This window comes from Pseudoalteromonas sp. H105 (assembly GCF_001469215.1).
In the GTDB taxonomy this organism is placed as follows: Bacteria; Pseudomonadota; Gammaproteobacteria; order Enterobacterales; family Alteromonadaceae; genus Pseudoalteromonas.
In genome coordinates, this window is the sequence record NZ_LOFH01000002.1 from 555,275 (window position 1) to 579,599 (window position 24,325).

The following is a 24,325-nucleotide window of genomic DNA, read 5'->3' on the forward strand; positions in this document are numbered from 1 at the left end:
TTATTTTTATACAGTTTAAACAATAGCGTGTGAAACCCAGTTTATAAATGTGTGAAAAAAATAAATTGTGCTAATTTTATAAATAGAAGTTCGGCAAAGTCGTAAAGACGTGTATCACACCTAAGGCAGGTTATTTTTAGTCAACCATTTGGTTAAAGATGATTCATCATGAATGACATAAAGTTTTATTAGTACAAAATATAAAGCGTCATGCCTTAACAGCCTAATGTGCAGCTTTAGGGAATGCAATAAAATGAAGGGGAGTATTTTTAACGCGTTAGAGACCTTAGTGTTAGAGCTAAAAGATACTTTATATTGGGAAAACTTGCTTGTAAAACATGCACCCAAAGGGCGGTGCTATATTGGTGTTAATGACTACCCTGATACCGAGCTCTATGCCATGGTTAATGCTATTTGTGAAGAGCTTCAGCTAACGCTTGACGAAGTGTTAGCTTTATTTGGTCGCCATTTATTCGCGCATTTAATGCATCACTATGAAGTGGTGGTAAGTCGTTTTGCTCATTTTGAAGCACTTATCTTAAATATTAATAACGTGATCCACAAAGAGGTCAATAAGCTGCACAATGGCGCAAACTTACCCATTATGCGTTGCATGATGATTGCATCTGGGCACATTGAAATACACTATAACTCGCCACGAAAATTATGCATTTTAGCTGAAGGTTTAATTTATGGAGCAGGTGATCATTTTGATATGGCAGTTAAAATAACTCACCCACAATGCCAACATCGCGGCGCTGAAGCGTGTATTTTAAATGTCTATTACACACAACAGGAAGAAAATGACGGTTAAAAATGACGATTTTGAACAGGCTTATTATCAAGAGCGTGCGGCTCGAATCAAGGCTGAGCAATTAATTCAAGACAAAAGCCAAGTTTTATACGCACTTAATCAAGAGTTAGTAAAAAAAGTCGCGGATTTAGAACTCCATGAGCAGCTATTTATTCAAGCAGATAAAATGTCTACCCTAGGTACTTTATCCGCAGGCATTGCACATGAAATAAATAATCCACTTGCTTACGTCATGAGTAACAATGAGTACCTTCTTAAAACACGCTTAACAATAGATAAAGTACTTCTTCTAAATGAACGATTTGTATCTGGGAAAATGGGGGCAGAGGCGCTCAAAAGCGCATTAAAAGAATTACGAACAGCGCAGTCGTTTATTGAAATTGGTGCCGAGATCCAAGAACTGATCGAGGACAGTGACGAAGGCCTGAGACGAATCAACTCTACTGTGCGTAATTTGCTAGATTTTTCGCGGCCAGCAAATAACGAAAAAGAACTTTCAGATATGACTGATGGTGTGAGAAACGCATTAAAATTATTAAAAAATCAGCTGGTTAGCTACAACATCACGACGAATATCACCACATTGCCACTGAGCATGTGTAATTTATCAACGATTAATCAGGTTGTTGTCAATTTACTGATCAATGCCAAACATGCATGTGATGCGGTGGATGAAAGAGAAGGGCATATTCATGTATATACAGGCTTTGAAAATGAAAAAATAGTCATATCAGTGACTGATAATGGCTGTGGAATGAGTGATGATGTTAAAACGCAAATATTTAACCCTTTCTTTACCACCAAAGCCGTTGGCACGGGCACCGGAATGGGCATGTCATTAGTGTATACCATGGTAACAGACCACCTGGGCACGATTGACATAGACAGTACTGAATATGAAGGCACTAAAGTGAGTTGTTTTTTCCCCGTATTGACTCAGTAGTTATGTGAACAGCGCCCAGTTAAACACCATTTAGTATCTGTTAATTTGTTAAAATATTTGAATAAGTTAGCTTAACCTTCTAATGTGTTTATAAGCGTATAGTACAGTTAAACTTTTAGGGCTAATTATGATCAACGAAGACAGCTTAAATTTCCTTGCAGACTTTTTACAACAACATTCTGAATCAAAAAAATTAAGTACTGACCATGTATTGGGTTTTATGAGTGCATTACTTGCGTGTTCAGAGTTTTATGGTGAATCAGAAATAGCCAGTTACATTGCAGGTGCAGATGAGGCTGTGTTCAACACATTAATGAACGACTCAAAAGAACGCGATGCATTGAATAATGTGCTCGATAGCGTGACTGAGGCACAAGTTGCGCAAAAACACATTTTAAAAACACTCTATATGCCAGCTGAGAATTCACAAGCGCCGACGATTGCATTGCAAAACTGGTGCACGGGTTATTTAGCAGCTTACATGCTTAACCAAGAAGTATGGCAGCAGGACTTTAATTTTTTACTTAATGTAGATAAACAACAAGCAAAGCCAAAAGAAGATGGCCAGCTTTTTATCGATAACTTTCAAGCAAGCCTGAATTTGTTGGCAACGTTTGCAATGTGGGAAAAAGCATTAGCAGAGCACGCAGATCCAACCACACTCAGTGGTGGATTTACAACGTTGTTTGCTGGTTTAGATGAGAGCTTAGTTTCAATTGCTTCTATGGCCTTGATGCTCGAAGACGAAAAACTCGCATTGTTAGAGGAAGAAGGTTAAACACAAGCAGAATCAAAAACAAAAAAGCATGATTTGAATAATCATGCTTTTTTTTGTTTGAAATTCAATCAAATTAATTTTTTCCTATCAAATTTAGATGAATATTGCATATTTCGACCATGGTCTTAGATAAATCTGTTTCTTTTTTAGGGCGGATATTGCTAGGATGCGAGGCAAGGCATTATTTACTTTTTAAACACCAGATCCGTTAAATAGTGGCCTAAACCAATAATTATAAATTTACTTGCGCGTGCTGCAATCCACAAGCAAGATCAGTAACAGGGTCGAATATACAATGACAACACTTCGTATTAGTACCATCGCAATGGCGGTTGGTTTCGCCGTTAGTGCCTCTCCTTTAATAGCTCAAGAGCAGCCGGTTCAAGCTGATAAAAATATAGAACAAATCTCCGTATTAGGATCTCGAGTATCAAATCGCACGGTTACCGAGTCATCTTCACCTATTGATTTAATCGATGCAGATACCTTAAATAAAGGAGGGTTCACAGAGCTGGGTCAAAGTTTACAAGCAACCGCGCCTTCTTTTAACTTTTCACGTACACAGGTATCGGACGGATCCGATTTATTTCGTCCTGCGACTCTTCGTGGTTTACAGCCAGATCAAACACTCGTTTTAGTCAATGGAAAACGTCGCCATAATCAATCAATTTTTGGTTTAGTGGGTACCGTGGGAGCGGGTGCCGCGGGCACAGATATGAATGCTATTCCACTGTCAGCCTTAAATGGAGTGGAAGTTTTACGTGATGGTGCAGCCGCTCAATACGGGTCAGACGCCATTGCCGGGGTCATAAACTTATCATTAAATAATTCCACGGGTATTACCACAGGTTATGTACAAATGGGCAGTACCAAAGAGGGTGATGGTGATACGTTATCTATTGGTTTAAACCGTGGTTTTGATATTTCAGATGCCGGCGGTTTTATCAATTTCTCTGCTGAATACCGTGATGCTGACGGCACTAACCGCGCGCAACGTGATAGTGGTGGGTCATTAGATGTGCCATCTGGTACGTTATCTGAAGAAGTGCGCTGGGGACAAGGGAACGCAAATAGCGAATTCACATCGTTGTTTTATAACATGGCGTTGCCAATGGGCGATGTTGAACTTTATTCATTTGGTGGCTACTCCGAACGCACTGCGTTGGGTAATGGCTTTTACCGAAATTTTGATGCCGCATCTAAAAACGTCACCCAAGTATACAGTGATGGCTTTTTACCGCGTATTTACAATGAAGCGCAGGATATCTCCGTTGCATTAGGCGTCAAAGGTGACGTAAACACAGATTGGAATTACGATGTGTCGGCGGTCTATGGTGAAAACCAATACGATTTTACATCACGTAACACATTAAATGCCTCTTACGCAGCTGAATACCTATTTAATAATCCCAGTGCAAGTGATGCTGATATCGCTGCCAATGCAGGGCCAACTGGCGGCTACTCCGGTGGGTTTAGATTTGATCAAACCACGTTTAATGCCGATCTTAATGGCATCATTGATATCGGCACAAGCGAGCCGATATATTTAGCTGTAGGCGCAGAGTACCGCAAAGAAAACTACCAAATAGTGCCAGGGGCTGAAGCATCTTATGCGTGTGGATTAGCAAACATGGATACCTCTTACCCCGCGGTAAACGACGTAAGCCAATTTGCAGAATGTGGTTTTCAAGCTTACAACGGGCTTCGTCCAGAGGCATCAAATAAGCAAGGGCGTAACAGTTATGCCATTTATATTGATGCAGAAACCATGCTGACAGACGCATGGAACATCAGTGCTGCGTTACGTTATGAAGACTTTTCAGATGCGGGAGATGACGTAATTGGTAAGCTGGCATCTCGTTATGAATTTTCTGATGACTTTGCAATACGCGGTGCCGTTTCAACGGGGTTTAGAGCGCCTTCGCTTCAGCAAAGTGCCTACACAGCCTATACCACTAATTTAGGGGCTGGTGGCGTACTTGAGCAATCGTTTATTGCTACCGCAGGTTCTGAATTCCCTTCAGCTTTAGGGGTTGAGAGTTTAGCGTTAGAAAGCTCAGAAAATATCAGCTTTGGCTTTGTTTACGATGTCAGCAGTGAGTTGTCATTAACGGTTGATTTTTATCATACCGCCATCGAAGACCGTATTACGCTAGGAAGCTTTTTATCAGCCAGCGACGTAGCCTTTAGCCCTGAAGCCGTGGCTGCTTTGGCTAAAACGGGGGCAGATCAAGCCGCTTACTTCTCAAACTCAGTGGATTCAACGACCAAAGGTGTTGATATTATTGCCTCATATCGTACTGATTTATATGACGGTAATTTTTCCGCAACGTTTGCAGGTAATTTAAACAAAACCGAAATCGACAAAGTAAATGCGCCAGCGGGAATACCGCAGAGTATTGCCTTGGATGATATCCAACGTAGTTTTTTAACCAATGGTCAGCCCGGCGAACGGGGTACTTTAACATTTGATTATGAGCGAGATGCACTCAGTGCCATGTTGCGCTTTAACTACTTTGGTGAAACCGATGTGAAATACTTTGGTAATGATCACATTGGTTTACCTAATGAGTTGTCACCAACAGGTGAGTTTAAAGCCACCAGTGTTGTGGAATCGGCGGTGTTAGTTGATGTTAATCTTGGCTATGAGTTAAATGAGTCACTCACTTTGAACATGGGTATAGATAACTTATTTGATGTAACACCTGATGAGCTAGGGCAAGACGAGGCGCTTGATTTTATAACCAATCAAGCGTTCAAATACCCTGTTAGAGCATTGCCTTACGGTTTTGATGGTATGACCTATTATGCAAAAGTGAGTTTTAGTTTTTAACCCTAATTTCTAATCACTCTCCCTAATTATAAGCGCAGTGTTTACTGCGCTTTTTTCGTAAATGAATGCGCTAAAACGTATTAAAAACACTTGCGCAGTTGAAAATTAAGCCTACAATCGCCATCTAAATCCCCTGGATTAATAGCCCTAATATTTAAAGGAACAGTATGAGTAAAAAAGCGAAATCAAACAGCAAACTAGACACCGGTCGTGGTGTAATCCGTGATAATGCATTGGCCGCGTTAGTCACATCAAAGGTGTTTAAGCCACAGGTTGTAAAAGCTAAGAAAGGCAAAGGTTCTTACAGCCGAAACAACAAACACGTAGGACGAGAGTCTTATTTAATGGCTGCATAAAAAAGCAGTAATCAAATAAGGCTTTTGCCAAATTTTTAATAAATTTAAAGCCCCGCTTAGATAATTTTTTTCTAATACGGGGCTTTATGGTTATATAAAGCATAATTCAGCCCTCCATGTACCTTTTACGTACACGTAAACTTCAGCTCAAGCCCGCGTAAATGCTCATTATTTTAAGTTAATTTAATGTTAAATAACTGTTCTTTTTTAGTGTTGCAAATTACACACAATAAAAGCCGATAAACACAAAGTGTAATACTTTATAATCACATTATATGGTTTGCTTGATCTTTTTGGGTTGCTTTTTCCGCTGCTTTTGTACCTTTATTTTCTATTATTAAGTTGACGTGCGTGTAAAGTGTGTTAATTTTGAAAACAGATGTAAAATAAATGTTATTTTTAACCCCTGGGCGGAGGAGCAGATGAGCTCACGTAATATATTAAAAAATGCCTTTAAGTTAAGTGCCCTATCACTTAGCGTAATTGGCCTCAGTGCACATGCAGCGGTTGATTGCAGTGCGCTCACTTCATGGCAGTTAGGCCAAACACACACAGGCGGAAGCCAAGTACAGTCACAAGGTAATGCGTATGAAGCAAAATGGTGGACGCAGTCAAATCCCGTGGAGAATGCGGGTGACTGGAAAGAGTGGAAATTGCTGGGTCAATGTGACAGCGCTGTCACGGAAAATATAAGCCCTTCTATTTCAAGCTTGAGCCCAGCGGACGGATCTCAATTTGCCGATAAAGACAGCGTTGTCATGTTGGCGTCAGCAACAGATCCAGACGGCACTGTCAAAAATGTAGAATTTTTTGTTGATGGCACGTCAGTGCTCGTTGATACCACTGCACCGTTTAGTGCCAATTGGCAGGCTATCCCTGGTTCGCACCAAATTAGTGCCGTGGCAACGGATGATCAGGGTGCAAAATCTGCACAAATTACACAAACAATTAATGTCAGCGATGCCGTTGTTGTTGATCCAGTTAATCAAGCTCCTGTCGCCAGTATTACGTTTAGCACCTTACCGGAGCAACTTATTGTTGGATCGCAGGTGGTGTTCGCACTTTCTGGTACCGATAGTGATGGCCAAGTAACCGATTTAAGCTTTGCGGCAAACGGGGTCGATGTTCACCAATCAAGCTCAACAGCAAGTAGTTTTGCATGGCAAGCCACGGCGCTCGGCCAGGCAACTTTTACTCTAACAGTAACTGATAACGACGGTGCAACAGCGCAAGTAACAAAAGTATTAACGGTTGTTGACGAAAATACCGGCCCAGTGACAGGCACCGATTGTCGTCCACAAGGTCTCTATCAAACACCCGGCGTAAACACGCCTTATTGTACAATTTATGACGCCGATGGTCGTGAGATCATGGGCGCAGACCATCCTCGTCGAGTGATTGGTTACTTTACTAGCTGGCGCAATGGCGCAAATGGCCAACCTAGCTATTTAGTGAACGATATTCCGTGGGACAAAATTACTCACATCAACTATGCATTTGCCCATGTTGATGCAAATAACAAAGTATCAATTGGCGATCCTGCGTCAGCAAATAACCCAGCTACAAACATGGAATGGCCTGGCGTAGTAGGGGCTGAAATGGACCCAGAGTTTAACTACAAAGGTCACTTTAACCTGTTAAACAAATACAAAAAACAACACCCCGATGTGAAAACACTTATATCTGTCGGTGGATGGGCTGAAACAGGCGGTTATTTTGATGAAACAGGCCGTGTTGAAAGCGGTGGTTTCTATACTATGACCACCAATGCTGATGGCTCAATCAACCATGCTGGCATTAACGCATTTGCACAAAGTGCCGTTGAATTTATTGAAAAGTATGGCTTTGATGGGGTTGATATCGATTATGAATACCCTTCATCAATGAATGACTCAGGTCACCCTGATGACTTCCCAATTTCAAACGCACGTCGTGGTGGTTTAAATGCTTCATATCAAGTGCTAATGAAAAAAGTACGTGAGGCGTTAGACCGTGCAGGTGAAGCTGCAGGCAAGCACTACTTACTGACAATTGCTTCTCCGTCTTCAGGTTATTTACTTCGCGGTATGGAAACATTCCAAGCGGTTAAATACCTTGATTACGTAAACATTATGTCTTACGACTTACACGGTGCATGGAACTCACACGTTGGTCACAATGCCGCATTATTCGACACTGGCCTTGATTCTGAGCTAGCACAGTGGAATGTATATGGCACCAAAGAGTTTGAAGGCATTGGTTATTTAAATACCGATTGGGCTGTACGTTACTTTCGTGGCGCGATGTCAGCAGGGCGAATCAATATTGGTTTACCGTATTACACCCGTGGATTTAAAGATGTATCAGGCGGAACAAACGGTTTATGGGGCCAAGCGGCACTGCCAAACCAAGCTGATTGCGCTAAAGGTACTGGCGTAGGTGAGAAAAACAAATGCGGTAATGGTGCGCTAGGCATTGATAACCTGTGGCATGATAAGAACGATGCAGGGCAAGAAATGCCAGCAGGTTCAAACCCATTATGGCATGTTAAAAACCTTGAAAATGGCATTGTTGGTTCGTATTTAGGGGTTTATGGCTTAACACCTGACACAGATGCTGACGACCGCTTAACGGGTACTTATACGCGTCATTATGACAGCGTTGCCGTTGCACCGTGGTTATGGAACGCAGACAAAAAAGTATTCTTATCCATTGAAGACGAAGAGTCGATGGCAACGAAAGTTGATTACGTTATCAACAACGGCCTTGGCGGTATCATGTTCTGGGAATTAGCAGGCGACTTTGACTATGACTCAGCCAAAGGCGAATACTTCATGGGCTCAACTTTAACGTCATTAGCATACGATAAGTTTAACCAAAGTGGTGTTGCATATGACATACACGGCGGGAACCCAGATTTCACCGTACCCGCTGAAGCAGTCGATGTTACATTTGCAGCAAAAGACTTCCCAATTGGCGATGATAACTACCCAATTAGCCCAACATTTGCGTTCACTAATAATTCGAGCCTTGATTTAAGTGGTGCAAAAATCTCATTTGATGTGCCGGTATCAACCTCCGCTATTTTTAAATCTAACTGGAATGCGCAAGAAAAGCTGGGCATGGCAGTGGAAGTGAATGGGTCGAACGCAGCAGGTAACAACATTGGTGGTTATGAGAATGAGTTCCACCGTTTTTCAATCACATTGAACAATGAATGGGGCGGCCAACCTAAAGACTTTAGTGCAGGTACTACTGTGAATGCGCAAGTGATGTACTACATGCCAATCACTGGGCCAAGTAACTTCACCATTGAAAAAGACGGAAAAGTGTACGCATTTAAAGCTGAATACCCAGCACTACCTGATGCAACGCCAGGTAATGGCGGCGGTGACACTGGTGGCGGTACAGGAGGTGGCGACACGTCAGGTACATGTGAAGGGGTTGCCATTGCTGATATTGCTGTCTATCCAAATTTCCCTCAAACCGACTGGGCTGGCAACCCAAGCCATGCATCAGGCGGTGACCTCATGGTGCATAACAATGCAGTGTATAAAGCCAAATGGTGGACCAGCTCAGAGCCGGGCACTGCCGATTGGAGCAAAAGCTGTAGCCTGTAAATAATAGCAATAAAAGAGGGTGAGCATTTACTCACCCTTGTATAAAGTCTTTTTGAAGGACAACACAATGACATCCATTAAATTAAACACCCTGTCGCTATCGGCGATTGCAAGCACCGTGCTATTAAGCATTGCGCCAGCGCATGTTAATGCGCATGGTTACATGGACAGCCCTAAAGCTCGCCAAGCTTTTTGCCAAGCAGACGGCGGGTATTGGTGGCCTGAAGATGGCAGCAATATTCCAAATTTAGCCTGCCGTGCGGCATTTTTAGAATCAGGCACCGTACAGTTTGTACAAGAAATTGAGTTTTCAGTGAATACCCCCGACTACCTAAACCAAGTCGCCGTTGAAGCAAAAGTACCGAACGGGCTTTTATGTGCCGGTGGCGATAACGCCAAACGGGGTATGGATTTACCCTCACCACACTTTCAACGTAGCGATGTCGTGCCTAATGCCAATGGCGATATTCAAATACGCTATTTGGCATCAACCCCGCATAACCCAAGCTTTTGGCAGTTCTACATCACCAAGCCAAGTTTCAATAGCGCAACTGACGTACTCACTTGGCAAGACTTACAGCTAGTACAAGCGCACGACAACATTGAAGTTGTTAAAGACCCTGATGGTAAACGCTACTACGAAATGAATGTAGCAATACCACAAGATCGCAGCGGCGAAGCTATTTTATACAGCCGTTGGCAACGTATAGATGTGGTGGGTGAAGGGTTTTATAACTGTAGTGATATCAATATAGTAAACGACGCAGGCCCGACCGATCCGAACGCGTGGACCAGCGTGGGTTATTTTGTTCGCCAAGGGCAAAACGCCATTGCAGGTGACACCGTGTGGGCCCGTTTATTTGACGAAACAGGCCAAGAGGTGATCAACCAGCAGCTTAAAATAAATGCCGATAATCAAGCAAATTGGCAACAAGCTTTGGCTGCACAGCTTAACCTTGATTACGCACATTTAGTGCAAATTGGGGTGCAAAATCAAGCGGGTGACATTACATTCGATGCAACCGACGTGCTGATAAACCAAGTGTACAGCAGCGATGCAAATTACACCTACGCCCTGAGCGTACAAAGTGCACCGCAAAATACAGCACCGATTGTACACACCCCAGATAGCCTCGTGGTAGATGAAAACACCACCACTGCCATTCATCTGCATGCTTTTGATGATGAGCAAACTGAACTCACTTACAGTTGGACAGTACCTGCACCTCTTAGCTTTACAGGCGCAGGCGCCAACATCAATTTAACCACTGCAGAGGTGTCAGCCAACACCGATTACACCATTGCAGTCTCAGTGTCTGATGGTCAATTAAGCACACAAACAAGCTTCAGTGTCACGGTTAACGACGTGCCTGTCGTCGACCCAATTGATCCGGTTGATCCAACAGTCCCTGAATGGAACAGCGCTAACACGTATCAAGCAGGCGACAAAGTGCGTTTTGCTAACGTGATTTACACCGCTAAATGGTGGAACAAAGGCCAACAACCAGATACCGCAGCGGCATGGGAGTCAGCCACACAAGATGACACAACAGCCACTTGGCATACCAGCAAATCCTACCAAGGTGGCGCAGAAGTAATGTATCAAGGACAGCGCTACCGCGCTAAATGGTGGACTCAGGGCGATACGCCAGGGCAAGCCAATGTATGGACCAAACTTTAATAAAGCCTAAGTTTTGCAGTTCAAACTTATTAAATAATGACATAAATAATGGATAAGAGAGACCTATGAATATCAAACAACTAAGCGCAGCGATAGGGGTTGCTTTATTTGCAAGTGCAGCATCTGCAGCCCCTTCTACCCCAAGCATTAACTGGGAACCACAACAGTACTCATTTGTGCAAGTGGACTTAGAAGGCACGGGTTCGTACAAGCAACTCGTTTCACGTGTTGATGAAGTAACCATCAATATTGAGTGGAGCGCCTGGAGTGGTGACGGTGGCGACAGCTACAAAGTATACTTTGATGACATGCTAGTAAATGAAGGCGCACTGGCAGCAGGCAGCAAAAAAGGCACTATTTCATTCCCTTATGATAAAGCAGGCCGCCACACAATGTATGTTGAGCTGTGCGAAGGCGGCACAACGTGTGCGCGCAGTGCGGGCAAACCCATTGTAATCGCAGACACGGACGGCGGCCACCTAGCGCCACTGCCTATGGATGTAGATCCAAATAATCGCGACATTGGCACGAAAGAAGGCCTTGTAACAGGCGCGTATTTTGTCGAATGGGGTATTTATGGCCGTGATTACGATGTAACCAATATGCCAGCTCAAAACTTAAGCCACATTTTATATGGCTTTATCCCAATCTGTGGTGAAAATGCATCATTAACTGGTGGCCCTAAGCGAGCACTTGATACAGCCTGTGCCGGCTCTGCAGATTACGAAGTGGTTATTCACGACCCATGGGCAGCGGTTCAAAAAGCATTACCAGGCGTTGATGCAAAAGACCCGATCCGAGGGACTTACTCACAATTAATGGCACTCAAGCAGCGCTACCCAGATATTAAAATATTACCATCGGTAGGCGGCTGGACACTGTCTGACCCATTCGGTGGTTTTACTAATAAAGCAAACCGCGACACATTTGTAGCGTCCATGGAAGAGTTTTTAAGAACATGGAAATTCTACGACGGTGTGGATATCGATTGGGAATTCCCAGGTGGTGACGGCCCTAATCCAGACATTGGCGACCCCGTTAACGATGGCCCAGCGTATGTAGCGCTAATGCAAGAACTACGTGCCATGCTTGATAAACTTGAAGCAGAAACAGGCCGTACATACGAGCTAACATCGGCCATTGGTGCAGGTTACGACAAAATTGAAGACGTTGACTACCAAGCTGCTAGCCAGCACATGGATTACATTTTTGCCATGACATACGATTTTTACGGCGCGTGGAGCGGCGTAACAGGTCATCAAACGGCACTTTATTGTGGTGAGCACATGAGTGTAGGCCAATGTAATGGCACCGGGTTAGATGAAAATGGCGAGCCACGTAAAGGCCCAGCATACACAACAGACAACGCAGTACAGCTATTACTTGCGCAAAATGTACCCTCTAAGAAAATTGTTGTTGGCGCAGCCATGTACGGCCGTGGCTGGGAAGGTGTTTACCCAACAGGCACAACGATTGATGGCAACCCAATGACGGCAACAGGCACAGGCCCATTAAAAGGCTCAACAGCACAGGGCGTATGGGAAGACGGCGTAATTGACTATAAAGGTGTTAAAACACATATGGTCGGTGCGGCGGGGACTGGCGTAAATGGGTTTGAAGTTGGTTACGATGAGCAAGCGCAAGCGGCTTATGTATGGAACCGCTCAACCGGTAAACTCATCACGTACGATAGCCCTAAATCAGTTATCGCAAAAGGGGCATATGTTAAGCAGCATAACCTAGGCGGTTTATTTGCATGGGAAATCGATGCGGATAATGGCGACATTCTTAACGCCATGCACGATGGCTTAGGCGGTGTGGTTAATCCACCAAGTAACAAAAAACCAGTGCTGTCAGTGTCTTCAACGGTGTCTGTAAATGCAGGTGAAAGTGTCACGGTAGCAGCATCTGCAACCGATGCTGATAACGACTCACTTAGCTTTAGCTGGACAGCCGACAGTGCACTCGCCGTATCGGGTGACAACAGTGCATCTCTTGTGATTACCGCACCTGCTGTGACAGTTGACACGCAATATGTCGTAACGGTATCGGTAACAGATGGCAAAGCAACAGTCAGCCGCGACGTAACCGTAAATGTAATTGCACCTACCACAGGTGGTGGTGATAACACCGCACCACGTGTTGATGCAATTGCTAATGTCAGTGTGGAAGAAGGCGCATCTGCAAGCGTAGCGGTTGTTGCAACCGATGCACAAAACGATGCACTTACATACTCATGGACAGTGCCAGCGGGTTTAACCCTTGTGGGCAATGGCGCTAACGTAAGCTTAACAGCAGGCGCGGTTGATGCAGACACAAACGTTACTGTATCAGTGGCTGTGAGCGATGGCGAGCTGACAACAACACAAAGTTTCACAGTCACAGTAACGAACACAGACACCACAGTACCACCAACAGGTAACTGGGATGCAGCCGCTACTTACGTAAGTGGCGATGTCGTGACTTATAACGGTGTTGAATACAAAGCGAAATGGTGGACACAAGGTAATCGTCCTGATTTAGGCGGCGTATGGGAACCAACAACACAACCGGTTGATGGGTCTGGCAGTGTTGTTTGGCAGTCATCAGCGGTGTATAACAGCGGTGATGAAGTGTCTCACAACGGCAACAAATACCAAGCTAAGTGGTGGACTCAAGGAAACGAGCCAGGCTCAGCTGACGTATGGAAGTTACTTTAATCTAAACGCCACCTGACCTACTCTCAGGTGGCAATTTAAAGTGAACTGACTCATTCAAAGCAGCTTTTTAGCTGCTTTTTTTGTGTTTAGCTCAGTATGTTCCATACTCTACTAATGTATGCACAATAAAGTTGTCATTATTATTAAATTACTGTGTCTTTTTTTAGCATTCTTTTTATCGACTAGTTTTGCGTGTGATAAAACCATAAAGGTAGGGGTGGGTCCCGCTTGGCCTCCTTATGCATATAAATCACAGCAAACCTATACAGGGATTGATATGAAAATTACACGGTTGGTCCTTAAAACGGCCGGCTTTTGCAGTGAGTTTATCGCACTTCCATCAGCGAGTCGGGGATTAGCTGAGCTTAAAAAAGGCACTGTTGATCTACTTACGGCAGCAAGCTTTAACCAGCAAAGAGCAAAATACAGCCACTTTTCGTTACCTTATCGACATGAGCGGATGCGGATATTTGGCCGCGCTAACAACATTTCCCCCTCAAGAACGCTTGCTCAGTTAATGCTAAGTGACAAAACGTTTGTTGTTAATAGTGGCAGCTACTATGGTGAAGAGTTTGATAATTTAAGAAAATTACCTCAATATAAAGATCAAATAGTTCCAGTAAAAATGATCAACCAACGGTTGAGCATGCTGCAAGCTAAACGAGTTGATTACATGATAGATGACGAGGTATCAGGCTTATACCTTATTGCTAAAAAAGGCTATAGCGAGATTTCAGTGCATCCGTATATTGTGAACGATAACCCCATTCACTTTATGCTTAGCAAAAAAACAGTCAACTCAGCGCAAAGCCAAAAAATAGATGATGCAATTAAACAGCTTGAAACCCCCATAGCCGACATTATTACCAATTACATGGACTAACCCAAACGCGTTACCTGTATTTTTATTTTACCCGCATTGGCACCATAAAAGCGCATGAGATCATTTGCAAAGGGCGTAAACTCGCCTGAGTGCTGCATGTTAAACTCGCCACCATCGGCAATTTCAAAGGCCGCATTATCAGTAAAATTAATGGCGCCAATTAGCGCAAACCAGTGAGATTGCCTCAAACGCCTAAACGGTTCGAGCACAGCCATGGGGATTTCTTTCACCCCTAGTTTTACGTTATCGCGGTGCCAGCCTGCCGCGGTGCACTTAACACCATCATCAAACCAGTGTTGTTCTGGGTAGGGAGTAAAGCGGTACGTTGCGCCTTGCTCCAGCATTAAGCCCGTTGCATTATATTGCTCAGACGCAAACACCCACACATCATGGCTTTGGCCAATACTCAACACCGACATATTTTGCGTGTTCAGCCCAATGTGGTCACTGAGTCCCTTAAAATCCAAGGTGGTATTGTCGTTGTAGAGTAGCTGATAATTGACGCTTTTTAATGACTCAGGGCGATAGCTGGTTAAGTGATGAATCCGTTTTGCCACACTGTGATGCACGATAGGCGGTAACTCGCTTTCTTGGTCATCCACTAACACACAGCACTCTCGGTCAATGAGTTTAAAGAATGGATTAAACCAAAAGTAATTTTGCTGGTGGCTGAGCGCTAATGGGTCTGGCGTCACGGTCATGTCATCTTGGGCGATCAGGGAATTTTTTACACTTGGGAAAAGTGATTCATAATCAATTTCATGGCTGGTAATAAAGCCCACAGACAACGGCTGATCAAGCAACCACTCAATAGCAAAGCGTAAGCAAATATCGGCAAGGCCATCGCGATAATAGCCACCTCCCACATCGGAGTGTGCCCCAGCAAACCACACTTCTTGAACATCAGGGTGATGATTAAATAGCGTGGGCTCAAATGCACGGCGTTTTTCATCCAGCGACACACAATGCAAGGCACTGCTTACATTGTTAGCAAGGGTATGGTTTTCAAAAATAACGTGTTCAGCCCCGCGCGTTGCTTTGGTGACTTTAGACAGGCCAATGGAGGCCACGGTGTCAAATACACACAGGTAAACGTGCTCGGTTATTAACGGTTCAAGGCATTTGGCAAACCGACGCGCCAGCGCTGCACCCCGGCTAAAGCCTGTTAATAAAACACAATCGCCTGGTTGATAATACGCGTTAAAGTCACTCATGGCATGGTTTAAAATACTGGCAACGTCATCATCACGCGGGGCCAGTGTTTGGTTTAACAAGCGCTTTAACCGGCTGCCTTGTGTGCCAATTCCTTGGTAGTAAAAGCTCAATTGGTTATCAAATTTAGTGGTGGGTTCGTTATTAAGTGCCCCACCTAGCAGCAAATGCAGTTTGAGGATATTAGAAATACTGGCATCTTCTTTAAAATGTTCAGAACTAAATTGCTCTGCATCGCGGGGTTCGTTCCCTGTGCCATCAAAATTGAAAATCAGCGTTTTACCCGTCATAGCATGAGTCCTTAAGTGGTTTGATACAAAATATAGCCTGTTTATTAAGGTTTGAAGACATTTTTTAAGCACCGCGGTGAATTATTTTTTTGTCCCCAGTGCAGCACGCCATAACGTGCAAAAAAGCCAGCGTAAAATACGCATAACGACATGACAATGCGCAGATCACGACCGGTTAATAACCCCTGCAAATACACATGGCTCCGGCGCACTTTTATAAACAAACGCACCGCCTATTGCAATGTAGCGTTTAGGGGTAAAAGGACATAAATGCCGGGTAAAGCGCAGTTAATACACAAAGTATTTATATAAAATAAGCAAAGTGCTGTAATAAAAATCTGATGACAGGGTAGCGAAAGGCATGTACCACGTGATTAAACGCTTATTAATTTAACGATTAATAACAGGATCTTAAACGATCAAGCTGATCTTTTTTTGGCTAAGGTTAAAAAATAACTTGCCAGCCTACCTACTGGTAGGTAATATGACTGCATGAACACAACATACAACACTATCTTGCATCATGCGAACGAGCTTATTCAGCTCAAGGGCTTTAACGGCTTTAGTTATGCAGATTTATCAAAAACATTGGGCATTACCAAAGCCAGTATTCATCATCACTTTCCTGCGAAAGCTGATTTGGGCATTGCGTATTGCCAACAAAAATGTGATGCACTGGCACAGCTAGACTCACAGTTAAAAACTAAAAAACACGCGGTAGACCAACTAAAAGGCTACTTTGCTATATTTGAAAGCTGCGCAGAGCAGCAGCAAATGTGTGGTATTTACGCCATGCAAACTGATTTGCAGCTCATGACCGAACCACTGCAAAAGCACGTAAATAAACTGGCAGGTTTAGAGCTACAAATACTCTCGCGTATTTTAGATCAAGGCACACAAGCGGGTGAGTTTGCGTTTAAGGCAACACCTTACCAGCAAGCGGTTATTATTTGTTGTGCCGTAAAAGGCGCGCTGATGCTTAACCGAGGCCAGAACCACGGGTTATTTAAGCAAACCTGCGATGCAAGCATAGACATGTTAAAGGCTTAACTAAGTAAACAATATAAATACACGCTCTGCGTAAAAGTGAACCACAGGGCTTAAACGTAGGTGTGTTTTTACTAGGCAACCGGTTAGTGCCAGCTAAAAAGCACTAACAGGCTGACATAACGTAACTAAAAATTTTAACCAACAAACCTACCTACTAGTAGGTTTGTTAAATCAAACAGTACATTGGAGCACCCTATGACCCTAACACCAACACAACTAAACACACTAACCACCCTCGCTAACAAGCTTGAAAAAGCAGGCCTCCCGTTAATCTATATTACCCTTGGGGTTATTTATATTTGGTTTGGCGGTATCAAGTTTAGTGCAGGCCAAGCCGAAGGCATGTACGGCATGATTGCTAATAACCCACTGGTATCGTGGATGTACGCTATTTTTTCAAAGCAGGGCATGGTTAACTTTTTAGGCAGCCTTGAGATCATCATCGGTTTATTATTTATTGGCCGCTTTGTGAATCCTGCGTTGTCGATAATTGGCGGCGTGCTGTCGATGGCATTATTTACAGTCACAATCAGTATGATGGTATTTTTACCGGGTATCACAAGCGATGCGGGCTTCCCAGTATTGAGTTTTGTGGGCGAGTTTTTACTAAAAGACATAGGCTTATTTGCAGCGTCACTCTTTGTGGCAGGCAACAGCTTAAATGAACTGGTTGCTAAATCAGCTTAACGTTCATGGTAAGTGATGTTACCTAAAGGCCCATGGGGCCTTTTTTAGTGTCGCGTAAAATTAAACTAACAATGTGAAGGTAAATAAGAAGACAAAGCGGCGGGCTACGATAATCATCCTAGCACCTTTTATACACCGTAGGCGTTAAGCTTGCTGACGCGGTTTACTTAATCACATTTGTAGGTCGTCATTTATGGCGACAATGCCTAATGTTGAAAATTGACGTGCTAAAGCACGACTTACATTAAAACCTTTTCGTCACTTCCCAAGAACCTAGCACCTTTTATACACCGTAGGCGTTAAGCTTGCTGACGCGGTTTACTTGATCACATCTGTAGGTCGTCATTTATGGCGACTATGCCTAATGTTGAAATTTAACGTGCTAAAGCACGACCTACATTAAAACCTTTTCGTCACTTCCCGAGAACCTAGCGCCTTCATTGGCTTCGTTTTTATGCATAATAGCCTGCGCGTTATGCTGTTTTTTCAGAGTAGTAGGTGTAAATAAGGTAAATAACAAGGTAATAAGCAGTAGGCCATCACACAAAACATAACCGACCAGGCCAACATAACAGACGCATCACACTTGAGCGCCAATGCTGAAATAGTCAGCGGGGTAATAACAGCACAGAGCCCTAAAATAAGCAGAATATTACCACTATTACTGCCTACCACATTACCTACAGTGATATCTTCTTGCTTGTTCTATGCGGCATGAATTGACACCACAAGTTCTGGCGCTGATGTACCAAAGCCCACACTAAGTGAATCGAGGAAGTATAAGGCGTTCAACGTGTTATAAAAGCCAATAAATTAAAGCAATTAGTCTATTGGTCGTAAAACCCTGTATTCTTTATGGGAATATGTGATAGATTCCTTTTTATAGGGTAATTATTAAGTAACCCATTCTTTTGTATTGAATTTTGCCACGGAGCGGTAGAGCAATGTCTAATAGCAGTATCGACTATTACAATCAACACAGTGCAGCGTTTATCGCATCCTCTGTGAATGTTGATATGTCGCCATTGTATGATGAATTCCTCCCTTTACTCCCTGCACACGCAGCTATTTTAGATGCCGGCTGTGGCACTGGCCGCGACGCCCAACACTTCATTCAATCTGGTTTTACTGTCACCGCGATAGATGCAAGCCAAGCGCTTGTTGAATTTGCAAGTAAACACCTTGGTCAGCCTGTCATTCATAAAACCTTTAAAGAGATTGATGACATGAACGCTTTTGACGGCATTTGGTGCTGCGCCAGCTTATTGCATGTGCCAAAAGTAGAGCTACCGCAGGTGTTTTTAAAACTGCAAAATGCCCTAAAACCAAACGGTGTTTTGTATGTGTCGTTTAAATATGGCACGCAAGAACGCGTGCATAATGGCCGTGAATTTACCGATTTAAATGAAGACGGCTTAACCGCGCTAATTACTCAGCACACCGAGCTTAAAATAATAAAACAATGGCAAACGATAGACCAACGACCAGAGCGCGAAAGCGAAGTGTGGCTTAATGCGTTAATTAAAGCTGTGCCTGTTTTATGATTGGTGCAATGCAGCAGCAACTCGACTTTATCGCCTATATTCAGCGCATGCTGGTGGAAGGTGATTTTAGCGCAACGTATAAATTTGCGTTGCTGCACGCGTTGGCTGATGTATGTGTTGAACAACCGCTGGTATCAGACCAAGCAGAGCTGAAAATAGATTTAGCCACCTTGGCCGACAAACTCATTGTTTTATATTGGCATCATGCGGTGCCATTTGCCTCAGAGCAAACAGGCGAAAGTGCGTTATTAAAGCAAAACAGCGGCGCACAATCTAAAGTGATTTCGGTGCTGTATGAGTGCCAACAAAACAATATTCGTAATTTACGCGCATTAAAACAAAGCGCATTTTATAAGCCCACATTCAACGCGGCATTAGCCACACTTAAAACAGGCCCGTTGTGGCGGTTACAAATACTTGCAAAGCAAGCGGAGTGTTTTTTATACCCGCATACCAATAGCACCAAATTCATTACCCTCAATGCGGGCATCGCGAGCTGTTTTCGGCGCTTTTATGATTTGGTGGTCTATTTGGCTAAAAATGCGTGGCTGCAAAAAATTCAGAGTATTAAACATAACCAAACGTTAATTGGCCCACAAAGCCAGTTGCATGACTTTTTATTCGGCTTTGACCGTAACGCATTGAGTAAAGCCAAACCTGTGTTAATTGAGCTGCAACACGGTAATTGTTTTTACTGCCAAAAGCCGTTGAATAACAAAACCGAGGTTGACCACTTTATTCCCTTTGCCCGCTACGCGAATGACTTAGGCCACAACTTTGTGGCCGCGCACAGTACGTGTAATAACAGCAAACGGGACTTTTTAGCCGCGCAGTTGCACCGCGAGCGCTGGCAAGAGCAAAACTTGGTTTTGAATAGCCAGCATATAACCCGTGAACTCAGCAATTACTTTAATTGCGATGCTGATAAGTCACGCTCGGTGAGTGATTGGGCGTATCAGGTAGCGCAGGCAAACAGCGCTAAGTTGTGGTTAGCGAAAGACAGCTTTGAACACGCCGCTGGTGTGGGTTTATATCTGCATAGCAAAGAGCAACCAAGTGCTGAGCTTGGTTTAGTGGCGGAAGGTAAGCCGAAATACGACGCGTAGGCGCGATTTTAAATCGCTTTAACTCGTAGGCGCAGAGCTTGCTCGCGCGAAAAGCGAAGCTTTTAAATTGAAATCGTGCCGTAGGTGCGAGTTTATCTCGCGTATTTTGGTTTGTAGGCGCAGAGCTTGCTCACGCGAAAAGCGCAGCTTTTGAATTGTAGGTCGTGCTTTAGCGCGTCGATGTATTTAATTACATGGTTATATCTTGTTGTAAGAACAAACCTTAGCCGTGATTTTTACATGATTTTGGGAAAGGGATTAAATAACCTCTATTCGAGGTTTTATCGCGTTGGCGATGGCAACCAAGGGGCGCTCTCTAATATATTAAAGCGCCGACCGCCCTTTGGAATCCCACGGCGCCCCGAGGATCACACTGTTACCTCAAATTAAAAATTGATGTGAACGTAAGCGCCGTGTAAGGCACATCCATGTGCCAGTCACGGCTTAACTTGCCTCCCAGCAAGTGATTACTCATCAATTAATAACTTTCGGGTGTGATCACGGGGAATTGGAGTGTGTTGATGGATTGGTGTTTATGAATGTAGGCGGGAGTTTACCTCGCGCTTTGCTTTGTAGGAACTGGCTTTAGCCGTGATTTCTTGGTTTTAATTAGGGTTGTGAAGGGATTAAAACCTCTATTCGAGGTTTTATCGCGTTGGCGATGGCAACCAAAGAGAGGCTGCCGCCGACCTCTCTCTGGACTCTCTCTGGACTCTCTCGGCGCACCCGAGGATCACACTTGATCCTCAAGTTAAAAATTGATTTGAACGTAAGCGCCGTGTATTCGCCGTCCATGGCGAAGTCACGGCTTAACTTGCATCCATGCAAGTGATTACTCATCAATTTATAACTTTCGGGAGTGATCACGGGGAATTGGAGTGTGTTGAGAGCTTGGTGCTTATGAATGTAGGCTGAGTTTATATCCGGCTTTTGGCTTGCAAGCGCAGAGCTGGCTGAGATAAAAATACTTGTGCTTATATTTTGATAACAAGTAATTAGTAATAATAAAAAATTAAATGTAAATCAAAAGCTAATATTAAATAGATAATTTTCATGAATTTATTGTATGGATTAAAGTTATGACAACGCCTTTTTCGAATCAAGCAACACCTAAGTATTTAGGATTCGTTTACCAAGTACTTATTGCTTTAGAACAATGCTTTATTGCAAAAAAAAATCAAACTATATGGCTCGAATGTTTTGGCGATATTTATGATGGAACCAAGTCGATAGAAGTAAAGCATCATTTGTTAGGCGGTAACCTTACGAGTAACTCAGTTGATTTTTGGAAAACCCTAAAAAACATAGTTATTGAAGATACTAGTGACATGGGTGAGTTTATTTTTCATACAACACAAAAGATTCCAGGAGATAGTATTTTTTATAATTGGAATTCATTAACTCCAACCAAAAAGTATACGTTACTGAAAAATCATAAGCCATCAGATACCACCTTAACTTTTTACTCAGAAATCATGAAAGTAAAAAGGGGGGATTTACTTCCCATACTTAAGGTATTTGTAATCAATAGCTCTCAAACAAAAGTTGAAGACTTTTGGAGCGAGCTGTCTAGCCATCGCTACCTTCAGTCTATTCATCCAGACTATCGAGAGGATGCTGTTAAATGGCTACATGGATATATCAACTTAAAAGCTGTTGGGGACCCATATTGTTGGCATATAAATATAAATGACTTTGATGATGATTTTCGAATATATTGTCAAAAATTCAAGACAAATAAAATACCATTTCCAAACACGAACACAGAAAGTATTAGTAAAGGTACGGCCGATTCATTTAGTTTTTTATCTGAGCTAAAAAATATCGGTGTGAAGAGTCGAGCAAGGTCAGAAGCTGCTTCAGACTATCTAAGAGCAATATCCAGTGAGCTTGAGTTATTACAGAAAAGACCGGTTCTGATGAAAGCTGCTATGACAAAGTTTGAAGAAGACGTAAAAAGACAGTGTTATCAACATAAAGATGCAGAAGTTGGGAGTTTAAGGGAGAGCGACCTTGGCACTGAATCGGCGCATCTATCTTCACTTAATGCTTATAATTCATTTCAGAAGAGTAGTGTAATTAATATAGAGCATGTGGCTGATACTGAACATTATTTTATGACAGGAAAAGCAAGTCATAGTATCGAAATGGAACTTTTCACATGGAGATATACGAAGGAGGATATTGAATGATAAATACCAGTAAACTAACAAACTTACTTTATTCCCCTGAATTTGTTGCTCGTTTACTGCACCGATTTATTTCAGGTTCTCAAGCGGTCAATAACAATGGGATAAAATACGAGTTAATGTACCTTTTGTTGCCAGTCATTATGAATGATACGTTGAGGAAGTCCCTAGACAAAGCTAGTAAAGCAAGTACTTTTGATAATTTAATTCTGACTGAATCAAATAAATTTGAAATACATTACTTGGATGAGTTCGTTGAAAATATGCGAGATTTCACTAATGGTGGATTAATTTTTCTCTCCTCTTATACAAATATAAATATAGGATCTTACCTAAAGACGGATGAGTTAGTAGACTTTAAATCTGAAGATAAAATACTAAAAGAATTCTATAGGGCAGCTTACTATCTAGGGTTGTTATTATCAAAAGAAACGCACTTGAACGTGTTTTTGAAGACAAAGGTTAAGTACATATGAAAGCAATAATAAGTGACATTGTTCTATTCTCTAAATCAGGTGAAAAAAGGCATCTCACCTTTGATAATGGGCTCAATATCATAACAGGTGACTCAAAAACAGGTAAAAGTGCTTTAATAGAGATTGTTGATTTTTGTTTGTTCTCAAAGAGATCCACTATCCCTGTAGGAAAAGTAACTGACTGGACAAATATCTTTTCTGTTGTTTATAAAGTAGGGGACAAACAGCTAATCATTGCTCGTCCAATTAAAGATTTAAACAAATGTTACTTTTCAGTCGAAACTAATTTCGATATAGAAAATAAATTTAATTTGGGTTACCTCAACTCGCTTACACTCAAAGATATTAAGCAAGCACAACTTAACTTTGAACAACACTTAGGTTTATCAGTTACAAGCACAAGAGAAACTGATGAACAACCTCGCCAAACAGGTTCAAAAGCCACCATTCGTGATGCGGCATCGGTTATGTTTCAACATCAAAATTTAGTGGCAAATAAACACAGTATATTTTATCGGTTTGACGATTACTATAAACGAGCTAAGGCTGTATCAGATTTTCCAATACATTTAGGTTGGGCTGACGGTGAATATTTCGCATTAAAAAGAGAGCAAGAGCGACTTTTAAAAGACCTTAAAAAAAATAAAAAACAGAGCGTCAGCTTAAAAATCGATAGAGAGAATAAAGTTCAGAAATTAGAAAAGCCAATTAAGCTTTATTTTAATTCTTTAGGTATGCAACTTGAAGAAACTGATATTAAGTTATCAAAGTTAACAAAGATAGCGAATAACTTACCCAAAGTCCCAGAAAATGCCCATGAAAATAGTGATTTAGGAAGGCAACTAGCCAAACTTAAAATTGAACAAAAAAGTATAGAAAAAAAATTGTATGATACTAATAAATTAATTACCAAGGTTGGTGAAAATTCAGGAGATGCACAAGAATATAGTAATTCTATGCAGCAACTTCTCGAACTCTCAAATATTGAAAACCAACCTGCAGAGGTAATTTCTTGTCCTTTGTGTAATACCGATTCCTTAGAGATAAACGCGATAGTTAAGGAAGTTCAATTATCTAGAAACACATTAATAGATGAACTTTCAAAAGTAGGGGTATTCAAACAAGATAATTCAGAGCTTTTATCAGACTTGATGAAACAACGTGATGAATTTAAAAAGAAATAAG

General features: G+C 42.5%; 18 protein-coding genes. 16 read left to right on the forward strand and 2 right to left on the reverse strand.

The window, feature by feature from the left end; genetic code table 11:
• Window positions 1-253 precede the first annotated feature (253 nt).
• The 9 genes from ATS75_RS05915 (at window position 254) to ATS75_RS05955 (ending at window position 14,586) form a co-directional block, all read left to right on the forward strand.
• Window positions 254-814: a heme NO-binding domain-containing protein gene (locus tag ATS75_RS05915; RefSeq protein WP_058559500.1), complete on the forward strand. Its 561-nt coding sequence runs from the start codon at window positions 254-256 to the stop codon at window positions 812-814.
• Window positions 804-1,757, forward strand: a complete 954-nt coding sequence (locus tag ATS75_RS05920; RefSeq protein ID WP_058559501.1) for a sensor histidine kinase — start codon at window positions 804-806, stop codon at window positions 1,755-1,757. Before ATS75_RS05915 ends, ATS75_RS05920 begins: the two co-directional genes overlap by 11 nt.
• Window positions 1,758-1,884: 127 nt before the next feature.
• Entirely contained in the window at window positions 1,885-2,535 is a 651-nt protein-coding gene (locus tag ATS75_RS05925; RefSeq protein WP_058559502.1) for a UPF0149 family protein, read from the forward strand.
• Window positions 2,536-2,830: 295 nt separating this feature from the next.
• Complete coding sequence (locus ATS75_RS05930) at window positions 2,831-5,368, forward strand: TonB-dependent receptor plug domain-containing protein (RefSeq protein WP_058559503.1); 2,538 nt, start codon at window positions 2,831-2,833, stop codon at window positions 5,366-5,368.
• Window positions 5,369-5,535: 167 nt separating this feature from the next.
• On the forward strand, window positions 5,536-5,724 hold the full coding sequence (locus tag ATS75_RS05935; RefSeq protein ID WP_058559504.1) for an alternative ribosome-rescue factor A: 189 nt from the start codon (window positions 5,536-5,538) through the stop codon (window positions 5,722-5,724).
• Window positions 5,725-6,146: 422 nt separating this feature from the next.
• Entirely contained in the window at window positions 6,147-9,323 is a 3,177-nt protein-coding gene (locus ATS75_RS05940) for a glycosyl hydrolase family 18 protein (RefSeq protein WP_058559505.1), read from the forward strand.
• Window positions 9,324-9,390: 67 nt separating this feature from the next.
• Complete coding sequence (locus tag ATS75_RS05945; RefSeq protein WP_058559506.1) at window positions 9,391-11,004, forward strand: lytic polysaccharide monooxygenase; 1,614 nt, start codon at window positions 9,391-9,393, stop codon at window positions 11,002-11,004.
• Between the two features lie 65 nt (window positions 11,005-11,069).
• A complete protein-coding gene (locus tag ATS75_RS05950; protein ID WP_058559507.1) occupies window positions 11,070-13,703 on the forward strand; it encodes a glycosyl hydrolase family 18 protein in 2,634 nt (877 codons plus the stop codon).
• A 118-nt stretch (window positions 13,704-13,821) separates the two neighbouring features.
• Window positions 13,822-14,586: a substrate-binding periplasmic protein gene (locus ATS75_RS05955; protein ID WP_058559508.1), complete on the forward strand. Its 765-nt coding sequence runs from the start codon at window positions 13,822-13,824 to the stop codon at window positions 14,584-14,586.
• Here the strand turns inward: ATS75_RS05955 and ATS75_RS05960 are convergent.
• Window positions 14,583-16,088 carry a T6SS phospholipase effector Tle1-like catalytic domain-containing protein gene (locus tag ATS75_RS05960; RefSeq protein WP_058559509.1) on the reverse strand — a complete coding sequence of 502 codons (1,506 nt, stop codon included), beginning with the start codon at window positions 16,086-16,088 and terminating at the stop codon, window positions 14,583-14,585. The two genes, ATS75_RS05955 and ATS75_RS05960, sit on opposite strands and share 4 nt — an antisense overlap.
• 492 nt (window positions 16,089-16,580) lie before the next feature.
• Here ATS75_RS05960 and ATS75_RS05965 point away from each other — a divergent pair, with 492 nt between their 5' ends.
• Window positions 16,581-17,138 carry a TetR/AcrR family transcriptional regulator gene (locus ATS75_RS05965; protein WP_058559510.1) on the forward strand — a complete coding sequence of 186 codons (558 nt, stop codon included), beginning with the start codon at window positions 16,581-16,583 and terminating at the stop codon, window positions 17,136-17,138.
• Window positions 17,139-17,333: 195 nt separating this feature from the next.
• Complete coding sequence (locus ATS75_RS05970; RefSeq protein WP_058559511.1) at window positions 17,334-17,825, forward strand: DUF417 family protein; 492 nt, start codon at window positions 17,334-17,336, stop codon at window positions 17,823-17,825.
• Between the two features lie 486 nt (window positions 17,826-18,311).
• Here the strand turns inward: ATS75_RS05970 and ATS75_RS20600 are convergent, their stop codons facing one another.
• Window positions 18,312-18,515 (reverse strand): hypothetical protein, encoded by a 204-nt coding sequence (locus ATS75_RS20600; RefSeq protein WP_414858278.1) that lies wholly within the window; start codon window positions 18,513-18,515, stop codon window positions 18,312-18,314.
• A gap of 254 nt (window positions 18,516-18,769) precedes the next feature.
• Here ATS75_RS20600 and ATS75_RS05975 point away from each other — a divergent pair, with 254 nt between their 5' ends.
• The 5 genes from ATS75_RS05975 (at window position 18,770) to ATS75_RS05995 (ending at window position 24,324) form a co-directional block, all read left to right on the forward strand.
• On the forward strand, window positions 18,770-19,369 hold the full coding sequence (locus ATS75_RS05975; RefSeq protein WP_058559512.1) for a class I SAM-dependent methyltransferase: 600 nt from the start codon (window positions 18,770-18,772) through the stop codon (window positions 19,367-19,369).
• On the forward strand, window positions 19,366-20,475 hold the full coding sequence (locus tag ATS75_RS05980; RefSeq protein WP_058559513.1) for an HNH endonuclease: 1,110 nt from the start codon (window positions 19,366-19,368) through the stop codon (window positions 20,473-20,475). The genes ATS75_RS05975 and ATS75_RS05980 overlap by 4 nt, the downstream gene beginning before the upstream one ends.
• A 1,079-nt stretch (window positions 20,476-21,554) precedes the next feature.
• Window positions 21,555-22,667 carry a hypothetical protein gene (locus ATS75_RS05985; RefSeq protein WP_058559514.1) on the forward strand — a complete coding sequence of 371 codons (1,113 nt, stop codon included), beginning with the start codon at window positions 21,555-21,557 and terminating at the stop codon, window positions 22,665-22,667.
• Window positions 22,664-23,140 carry a three component ABC system middle component gene (locus ATS75_RS05990; protein ID WP_058559515.1) on the forward strand — a complete coding sequence of 159 codons (477 nt, stop codon included), beginning with the start codon at window positions 22,664-22,666 and terminating at the stop codon, window positions 23,138-23,140. The genes ATS75_RS05985 and ATS75_RS05990 overlap by 4 nt, the downstream gene beginning before the upstream one ends.
• A complete protein-coding gene (locus tag ATS75_RS05995) occupies window positions 23,137-24,324 on the forward strand; it encodes an AAA family ATPase (protein WP_058559516.1) in 1,188 nt (395 codons plus the stop codon). The genes ATS75_RS05990 and ATS75_RS05995 overlap by 4 nt, the downstream gene beginning before the upstream one ends.
• Window position 24,325 lies beyond the last annotated feature (1 nt).